The organism is Bradyrhizobium sp. 62 (assembly GCF_023073035.1).
GTDB lineage: Bacteria > Pseudomonadota > Alphaproteobacteria > Rhizobiales > Xanthobacteraceae > Bradyrhizobium.
In genome coordinates this window covers 998,520-1,006,266 of the sequence record NZ_JADPIT010000015.1, presented here as the reverse complement: position 1 = coordinate 1,006,266, position 7,747 = coordinate 998,520, and the positions used below count along the sequence as shown (strand labels likewise).

The following is a 7,747-nucleotide window of genomic DNA, read 5'->3' as shown; positions in this document are numbered from 1 at the left end:
GCGGCATGCGCCAGCGCGTGATGATCGCCATCGCGCTCGCCTGCGGTCCGGATCTCCTGATCGCCGACGAGCCAACAACGGCACTCGACGTCACCGTGCAAGCCGAAATCATCGAGCTGATGCGGAATTTATGCGCCGAGCGGGGAACCGCGATCCTGATGATCAGCCACGATCTGGGGCTGGTCGCCAATGTCTGCCGCCGCGTGGCCGTGATGTATGCCGGCCGCATCGTCGAGGAGCGCGGCTCGGCCGATATTTTCCGGGCACCCTCGCACCCCTATACGCGAGGCCTGGTCGCCTCGCTGCCGCGGCTCGGCAGTCGCGCTGCGCTTGGCCGGACCCGGCTGACGGAGATCGCGGGTGTGGTCCCGGCCATCACGAATTTCCCCGACGGCTGCCGGTTCAATCCGCGTTGCGCGCAGGCGACCGATATTTGCCGGACAGTCGCGCCGGGAGCGGATTTTCTGGAGGCCGGCGGTCTGGTCAGGTGTCACCACCATGCATGAGCCGCAAGACAGGTTGGATGAGACACGGCCGGACGACGATGTCATTCTCAGCGTGAGGGATCTCGCGGTCCATTTTCCGCTCGGAGGCGGCCTGCTGGGGCGCGGCCGGCGGCTGCTCCGTGCCGTCGACGGGGTCGATCTCACCCTGAAGCGCGGCGAATGCCTCGGCCTCGTCGGCGAGTCCGGCTCCGGCAAGTCGACGGTCGCATTGTCGATCCTTGGCCTGGTGACCCCGACGCGCGGCCGCATCGTGCTGGACGGACAGGACGTGACCAACCGGCCATCCGGCGATCGGAAGGCGCTGGCCCGCATCGTGCAGATCGTGTTTCAGGATCCCTATGCCTCGCTCAATCCGCGCCAGACCGTTCGCCGCACGCTGGAAGATCCCCTGCGCGTGCATGGCGTCACGGCCAAGAGCGAGATCGAGGACCGCGTCGCGAAGATGCTGCGGCATGTGGGCCTGCGGCCTGAGCAGGCCGACCGCTACCCGCATGAATTCTCGGGCGGCCAGCGCCAGCGCATCGGCATTGCCCGCGCCCTGATCCTCAATCCCAGGATCGTCATCTGCGACGAGCCCGTCTCGGCGCTCGACGTCTCGATCCGCGCCCAGATCATCAATCTGCTGCTGGAATTGAAGGAAACCCTCGGTCTCTCCTACATCATGATCAGCCACGATCTCGGCGTCGTCGAACACATGAGCGACAAGGTCGCCGTGATGTATCTCGGCCGCATCGTCGAGAACGGCCACTGGCGCGAGATCTTCGAGCGGCCGGCGCACCCCTATACGCAAGCCCTGATCGCCGCCATCCCCGATCCCTTGCGTCATGCACCGCTGGCGACGACAGGCGGCGACCTTCCCAACCCGCTCAATCCGCCGAACGGATGCGCCTTCAGCCCGCGGTGCCGGTATGCGGAGGCCGTGTGTCGGAGCGAGCCGGGGCCGGCGCTGGAGACGCGAGCCGACGGGCACGCGGTGAGGTGTTGGCGGGCGGAGGAGATTGCGGGGCAGGCGGCGTTGGCCTTGCCTGAGGGCCAGCCGCTCTAGGGTGGAAGGCGAGGTTCACTTCAGTCCAGCCAACACAACGTCGCGGACTACCCGGATGGGCGGCATCCATTGCCTCTCATCGGCGTAATTTCCGCAGGTTATGGCCACCACGATATCGAGGTCGGGCATCGCGAACAACCGCTGACCACCGTAACCGAAGCCGCCGATCCAATGCGTGATGGGCCGGTTCGGCGGATGGCCGTACTGGAAGTTGCCGCTGTACCAAAAGTAGCCGTATTGACGCTGCTCGTCGCACGGGACGTAGGGCTGGAACGCTTTCGCGAGCCATTCCGACGAAACGATCTGGCGTCCATCCCACTGGCCACGGTTGAGGACCAATTGCCCAACGCGCGCAAGGTCGCGCGGCGTCATGCGCAGGCCGGATGCGGGTGCGGGTTGGCCGTTGAATCCTTTGGACCATTCGGTCGGACCAACCCCGATGGGATCGAACAGTCGTGTGCGCGCAAAGTCGGGTAGCGACTGGCCGACGCCTTTTACCAGCAAATTGCCGATAAGCTCGGTTCCAGCCGCGCCATAGATCCAGCGCGCTCCGGGATCGGAAATGAACGGTCGGCTGAAGACGTAGCGCAAACGATCGGGCGAGCTCTCCATCTGGATTTCGCTGTTATTGGGATCCTGGTAGGGAATGTCCTCGTTCCAATCGAACCCCAGGGTCATGGTGAGCGCGTGCGCGACGGTCAGACGCTTGAGGCGGGCATCGGTTGCGACATCGGCATAGTCGGGAAATTGCGCGATCAGCGGTTGATCCGGCGCAGGCACCTTTCCGAGATCGAGGGCGATTCCGTAAAGCAGGCCGAGAACGCTCTTCGTGACGGAGCGCAGGTCGTGCAGGGTGTCGGGACCGAAGGCGACGCGGCCGAGAGAAGCGCCCCAGGCTTCGTCCTCGCCGGCGAAATAGCGTTCGAGCACGATCTTGCCCGCTCGCGTGACGAAGACACCATGCAGACCCCAAGCACGATTTTCGGCAATCAGTTTGTCGAGCCGCGCATCGAGATCCGGCACAAAGCCTGCCTCGGATGGCGTCATCGATTGCCAGTCGAACGGAGCCGAGGTAAGCGGACCTGCGCTCATGAGAAGCGCCCCTCCACCCATAAGCAGGGCCCGGCGACCAATTGCGGTCATGCGAATGTCTCCGATATGAGAAGTCTGCGCCCTCAGCGTGAGCCAAACGCTCACCGGATGCGCCATCCGCTGACACCTACCAGACGAGGGCGACGATTTGCGAGCGCCTTCTCGACCGGCAGCGCCCGCAGCCACGCGCGAAAACTGACGACCTCGGGACAATCCGCGGTGCCTTCAGGCGCAACCAGCCAATCGCCCAAACCCGATCCCTCATCGATCCGGTCGCAGCGATAGCCCGGATGGCGGCTGAGGCCGCGGGCGATCAGCAGGTCGACCTTGCCTTCGACCAATTCGTGCAGGCCGGCCGGATGCAGCACCCGCAAGCCGATCTCCGCATGCGTGCTGCGAAATTCTGCCAGATCGAGGCGGCGGAGGTCGAAGCCGCCATGGACCCCCAATTGCAGCAGCACCGCACCTGCCGGCCTCAATTGCGAGGTCGCTTCCGCAATGTGGCGAAAGCCTTCGGAGACCCCGGGCAGATAGGCCTGACCGGCCGCGGTGAGGATGAGCTGCTTGTGCAGCCGCTCGAACAGCTGCACGCCGAGGCGCGCCTCCAGGGCCTTCACTTGCTGCCCCACGGCGGCCGGCGTCACGTGCAGCTCGTGTGCGGCCAGCTTGAAGCTGAGATGCCGCGCGGCGGCTTCGAAGGCGCGGAGCGCGTTAAGTGGGGGAAGGGCGTGGGTCATCGGGCTCCATTTTGACACCGGCGGACCTTGGCCTTGCAATAGATTTTCTTGCGCTGAGCCGCAGCAATGATGCTTTGCGAAGCGGCGGTGGCTCCGGATACGGTCGACCCGCAATCCGGAGAAGACCCTATGCCCCCAGCTCACATCGTCAGCCACAATCCCGCAACCGTCCACGCTCCCGCCGGTAGTTACTGCATGGGACTTGAGGTGACGCAGCATCGTCGCCTGTTGTTCATCAGCGGCCAGGTACCGCAGAGATCCGACGGCACCGTTCCTGACGGTTTTGAGGCGCAGTGCGAGCAGGCCTGGCGCAACGTGAAGGAGGTCCTCGCCGCCGCCGGCCTTGGCGTCGAACATCTGGTCAAGGTCAAGACGTTCCTGACCGACCGCGATCAGCTCGTGGCCAACCGCTCCATTCGTCGCGCGATGCTGGGCGAGCACCAGCCAGCGCTGACGGTCGTGATCGTCGAAACCGTCGACAGCAAATGGCTGCTGGAGATCGAGGCGATCGCGGCCGATTGAAATCGGCCGACATTGCAATGAGCCAATCATATCAGGTGTCCCATGGCTGAGATCATTCATCCGTTTTACGAAGCGCATCGCGGTGCAATGGAGGCTGCCATGCGCGAGCGGCTCGACCTGGCCGAACCGATGTTGCGCGGGCGCGCGCAGCTTTCCGAGATCGACGGCATCAGGCAGGAGGTGATGGATGAATTCGAAATCGTGCTCACCCAGATGCCTTATGTCGGCGGCGCGGCAAGCCGCATGAGCGATTTCTTCATGCGTCTGATGGGCTTCATGGCCATCAGCCGGGTGCTGCGGCGCCACGGCGTGCCGGTGCCCGTGATCGGCGAGATCGAGCGGGAAACCTACAAGGCGCAATTGCTCGCCGTATCGGAAGCCGAACGTCTCGCCTCGGGTCGTCAGTTCATGTCGGCTGAGAACCAGGCCTTGCTACGCGAGCAGGCGGCAAGAAGCGCAACCGAAAGCCATCAAACCGAGTTTCCGGAAGATTTCGTCTACGATTTCGTCGATCCCGATACGGGTGACAGTTTTGAGTTCGGCATCAACTACAAGGCTTGCGGCTTCTGCAAGCTCGCAGCGCGCCATGGAGACAAGGAAATCCTGCCGAATATTTGCGGGCTCGATTTCGTCGCCTACGCAGCGCGAGGCATCCACCTGGAGAGGACGCAGACGCTCGCGGGCGGTGCGAGCCACTGCAATTTCCGGTTCTCGCGGCTTGCGCCGGATGAGAACGCCGAGAGTTAGGCCGCGCTCCCTTATTCCAATGCAGGTGGCCCTGAATTGCTCGCCTGCTGACGGAGGCGTGGTTCTTGCGCGCGCTTATTCGAGCGGCACGTTGGCCTGCTTGACCACGGCCGACCATTTCCTGATCTCGGCATCCACGAAGCGGGTGAATTCAGCGCCCGATAATTTGCCGGTAGTGACCCCCTGTGTTGCGAACTTCTCGGCAATTGCCGGGGAGGCCAGAATCTCGCTCATGACCTCGACCAGCCTGGCATAGGCAGGATTGCCATTCGCTGCCGGCATGTACATGCCAAACCACGCCGTCGCTTCAAAATCTTTGACGCCGGCTTCATCGAGCGTCGGAACGTCGGGAAGCGACGCCGCGCGCGTCATGCTGGTGACGGCGAGGACGCGAATGTTGCCGGCCGAGGCGGCCGGAAGCACGGTTGGGAGCGTGTCGAACATGATCGGGATATGGCCGCCAAGCAGATCGTTCATCGCGGGCGCGGCTCCCTTGTAGGGGATGTGGACGATGTCGACGCCCGCCATTTGTTTGAAAAGTTCGCCGGACAGATGATTGGCGCCCCCGATTCCGGAGGAGCCGAACGAAAGCTTGCCCGGGTCCTTCTTCGCCAGCGCGATGAGCTCGGCGACGTTTTTCGCCGGAAAGTCCTTTGTGACCACTAGTGCGTTGGGCGCGCTCGCGACGACGGCCACGGGCGAGAAGGCTACCTGCGTGTCATAGGGCAGCTGGCGGAACAGGCTCGGATTGATGACGTGGTGGGTCGCGGCGATCAGCAACACGCTGCCGTCGGCCGGCGCTTTCGCAACCATCTCGGACCCAATGGTGCCTGACGCGCCGGCGCGATTTTCCACGATGGTCGAAACGCCGAGCCTGTCACCGAGGTATTGCGCGATGAAGCGCGCCAGAATGTCCGTGGTGCCGCCGGCCGGGAACGGCACGACGATCTTGATCTGGCTCGGAGGAAACTGCTGGGCTGACGCCAAGCCCAGCGGGATCGTCAACGATAGCAGCACCAGGCCGATAGCGAGCCAGAGCGTTCTCACCCTTGCCATCCGGTTCATGAAGTCCTCCCGTCGAGCGGTCGAAATGCGCTCATCTCGTTATGGTCGTCGCAAAGGCTGGGCGAGATCGACGCCGGTGCCGGGCTTTTCACCCGGCTCGGGCCGCGATTGAACCGGATGTCGGAAATTCGACCATGGCTTCACCGGCTGCGACGTGCTCGCCCGTTTGATTGCGGACCAGTACGTCGATCAGCACCCAATTTGATTTCTGCGTCGACTGCTTCGACTTCACCACGCCTAGCGGCTGGATGGTGTCCCCTGGCTTGACCGGCTTGAGCCAGCGCGTCTCAAGCCGCCGCTGAATGGCACCGGCAGGATAGGCCCAATCCGTCAGCATCCGGGTGATCAGCCCGAAATTGTTCATGCCGTGCATGATGATGCCGCCGAAATTGGTCTTGCCGAAACTGTTCTTCATGTAATCGTCGTCGAGATGCAGGGGGTTGTAGTCGAGCGACCCGTCGCAAAACAGACGGATGGATTCGCGCGAGACGTCGAACTTTGGGCCGTCGATCATGTCGCCGACGGTGAGGTTCTCGAAGCTGGTGCTCATGCCATGTTTCCTTGTCTGCCGTTGCGATCAAGCGGGGCGGATCGTCTGGCCGCGGCCGGAACAAATGACGTCGCCATGCTGGTTGAAGAAGACGTTGTCGTGGACGACGAAGAGGCGCTCGCGCTTGATGAATTTGTCCAGTGCGCGTGCCTGCAGCGTGATGGTGTCTCCGGGCCGTGCAGGCTTGTTGTAACTCCAGGATTGACCGGCATTAATGGTCCCCGGCGTTCGCATCCAGTCGTCGGTGGGGGTGCAGGCGAACATCAGCAGGATGTGGATCGACGGCGGTGCGATCAGCCCGCCATAAGGAGTTTTCTTCGCGTAGGTCTCGTCGAAATAGAGCGGGTGATCTTCGCCGACGGAGCGGCAGTAGAGCTGGATAGCTTCCAGCGTCAGCTTGTAGGGGATCGTCTTGCGCGGCTCACCCGGGACGATGTCGTCCCACACCTTGCGCAGATTGGCGTCCTTCCAGAAATCGGTCTCGAATGCCGGCGCTTGCGTCATCGCGTCTCCTCCCGTAGTGTTCGCCAGGCGAACAGATTATTCGTTTTGTGAACCACTATGCGCGGAGCTTGTCCGTCTCCGCAAGGGGGCCGTGGCATTGCCAAAAGAGAGTGATGGATACGTTCGCGCGATTGAGCGAGGTTTCGCCCTGATCGAGGCGCTTGGCCGGTCCCCAGGGCGGCATACGCTGTCAGAGGCCGCCGTCCACGCCGGCCTCAACCGAGCAACGGCGCGACGCATGCTCGCCACCCTCGTTACGCTGAAATATTGCGAAGCCGACGGCCGCTATTTCCGCTTGCGGCCTCGAGCTCTCGGTCTGGGCTTGTCCTACCTGAACGCCTTGCCGTTCTGGGGCTATGCTCAGCGTGCGCTCGAAGATCTTCGCAACGACATCGGCGAATCCTGCGCGCTCGCGGTGCTCGATGAAACTGATATCGTCTATGCCCTGAGACTTCCGGCGCGGCGTATCCTCTCCGCCAATCTCGGGATCGGCAGCCGGCTACCCGCGCATCTCGTCTCGTTGGGACGTGTGCTTCTGGCCAACCTTACTCCGGAGCAGAAAGCCCAATATTTGGCAACCACGCCACTCAAGTCAGTGACGCCACGGACCATCATCGATCCCAAACGCCTGGCTCAGGAACTGCAACTGACGGAGGGGCGGGGATACGCCTGGGTCGATGGCGAGCTGGATCCGGCGATTTGCGGCATGGCCGTTCCAATTCGCGATCAGGGCGGCAGCGTCGTTGCGGCGATCAGCATCAATCTGATCTCCGGAACGCTGAACGAGGCGGCCGCAAAGAAACGATATCTCGTGCGGCTTCAGAAGACCGCCCAGGACATTCGGACTCAATCAGTGTCGTTGTCGTGATCAAGGATTGCGCGGCAGTAGTCGGAGCAGCGAACCGGGCGTAAAGCTCGCTTCGGAAAGCCGCGCGCCCTGTGGCAGATCTGACCAGACAATTGGCCAGCGCCATCGTGA

10 protein-coding genes are annotated in these 7,747 nt (G+C 63.0%); 5 read left to right on the top strand and 5 right to left on the bottom strand.

The genetic code is table 11. The features are described 5' to 3' along the window. Together IVB47_RS15310 and IVB47_RS15305 are read left to right on the top strand one after the other, a co-directional pair. Nucleotides 1–506: ABC transporter ATP-binding protein (locus IVB47_RS15310; protein ID WP_247462441.1), on the top strand; the 506-nt coding region annotated here is incomplete at its 5' end. Continuing rightward, nucleotides 499–1,551: an oligopeptide/dipeptide ABC transporter ATP-binding protein gene (locus IVB47_RS15305; protein WP_247462439.1), complete on the top strand. Its 1,053-nt coding sequence runs from the start codon at nucleotides 499–501 to the stop codon at nucleotides 1,549–1,551. The genes IVB47_RS15310 and IVB47_RS15305, both read left to right, overlap by 8 nt. A 15-nt stretch (nucleotides 1,552–1,566) precedes the next feature. Here the strand turns inward: IVB47_RS15305 and IVB47_RS15300 are convergent, their stop codons facing one another. Together IVB47_RS15300 and IVB47_RS15295 are read right to left on the bottom strand one after the other, a co-directional pair. Next, a complete protein-coding gene (locus IVB47_RS15300; protein WP_247289489.1) occupies nucleotides 1,567–2,694 on the bottom strand; it encodes a serine hydrolase in 1,128 nt (375 codons plus the stop codon). 50 nt (nucleotides 2,695–2,744) lie between these two features. Further along, complete coding sequence (locus IVB47_RS15295) at nucleotides 2,745–3,380, bottom strand: LysR family transcriptional regulator (protein WP_247462437.1); 636 nt, start codon at nucleotides 3,378–3,380, stop codon at nucleotides 2,745–2,747. A 129-nt stretch (nucleotides 3,381–3,509) separates the two neighbouring features. On the opposite strand from IVB47_RS15295, the gene IVB47_RS15290 reads away from it, so the two are divergent. Beyond that, nucleotides 3,510–3,902, top strand: a complete 393-nt coding sequence (locus IVB47_RS15290; protein WP_247462435.1) for a RidA family protein — start codon at nucleotides 3,510–3,512, stop codon at nucleotides 3,900–3,902. 42 nt (nucleotides 3,903–3,944) lie between these two features. Beyond that, the gene (locus IVB47_RS15285; protein ID WP_247462434.1) at nucleotides 3,945–4,649 is read left to right on the top strand and encodes an L-2-amino-thiazoline-4-carboxylic acid hydrolase; all 705 of its coding nucleotides are present in this window, start codon (nucleotides 3,945–3,947) and stop codon (nucleotides 4,647–4,649) included. A 75-nt stretch (nucleotides 4,650–4,724) separates the two neighbouring features. Here the strand turns inward: IVB47_RS15285 and IVB47_RS15280 are convergent, their stop codons facing one another. From IVB47_RS15280 to IVB47_RS15270, 3 genes are all read right to left on the bottom strand, one after another. Then, nucleotides 4,725–5,714 carry a tripartite tricarboxylate transporter substrate binding protein gene (locus IVB47_RS15280; RefSeq protein ID WP_247462432.1) on the bottom strand — a complete coding sequence of 330 codons (990 nt, stop codon included), beginning with the start codon at nucleotides 5,712–5,714 and terminating at the stop codon, nucleotides 4,725–4,727. 88 nt (nucleotides 5,715–5,802) lie between these two features. After that, the gene (locus IVB47_RS15275; protein WP_247462430.1) at nucleotides 5,803–6,264 is read right to left on the bottom strand and encodes a MaoC family dehydratase; all 462 of its coding nucleotides are present in this window, start codon (nucleotides 6,262–6,264) and stop codon (nucleotides 5,803–5,805) included. Between the two features lie 27 nt (nucleotides 6,265–6,291). Next, complete coding sequence (locus tag IVB47_RS15270) at nucleotides 6,292–6,768, bottom strand: MaoC family dehydratase (RefSeq protein ID WP_027518223.1); 477 nt, start codon at nucleotides 6,766–6,768, stop codon at nucleotides 6,292–6,294. A 97-nt stretch (nucleotides 6,769–6,865) separates the two neighbouring features. On the opposite strand from IVB47_RS15270, the gene IVB47_RS15265 reads away from it, so the two are divergent. Next, entirely contained in the window at nucleotides 6,866–7,636 is a 771-nt protein-coding gene (locus IVB47_RS15265; RefSeq protein WP_247398147.1) for an IclR family transcriptional regulator C-terminal domain-containing protein, read from the top strand. Nucleotides 7,637–7,747: the final 111 nt, after the last annotated feature.

Coding starts and splice junctions, on each gene's coding strand:
- IVB47_RS15305 (WP_247462439.1), top strand. CDS start 499: ATGCATGAGCCGCAAGACAGGTTGGATGAGACACGGCCGGACGACGAT.
- IVB47_RS15300 (WP_247289489.1), bottom strand. CDS start 2,694: ATGACCGCAATTGGTCGCCGGGCCCTGCTTATGGGTGGAGGGGCGCTT.
- IVB47_RS15295 (WP_247462437.1), bottom strand. CDS start 3,380: ATGACCCACGCCCTTCCCCCACTTAACGCGCTCCGCGCCTTCGAAGCC.
- IVB47_RS15290 (WP_247462435.1), top strand. CDS start 3,510: ATGCCCCCAGCTCACATCGTCAGCCACAATCCCGCAACCGTCCACGCT.
- IVB47_RS15285 (WP_247462434.1), top strand. CDS start 3,945: ATGGCTGAGATCATTCATCCGTTTTACGAAGCGCATCGCGGTGCAATG.
- IVB47_RS15280 (WP_247462432.1), bottom strand. CDS start 5,714: ATGAACCGGATGGCAAGGGTGAGAACGCTCTGGCTCGCTATCGGCCTG.
- IVB47_RS15275 (WP_247462430.1), bottom strand. CDS start 6,264: ATGAGCACCAGCTTCGAGAACCTCACCGTCGGCGACATGATCGACGGC.
- IVB47_RS15270 (WP_027518223.1), bottom strand. CDS start 6,768: ATGACGCAAGCGCCGGCATTCGAGACCGATTTCTGGAAGGACGCCAAT.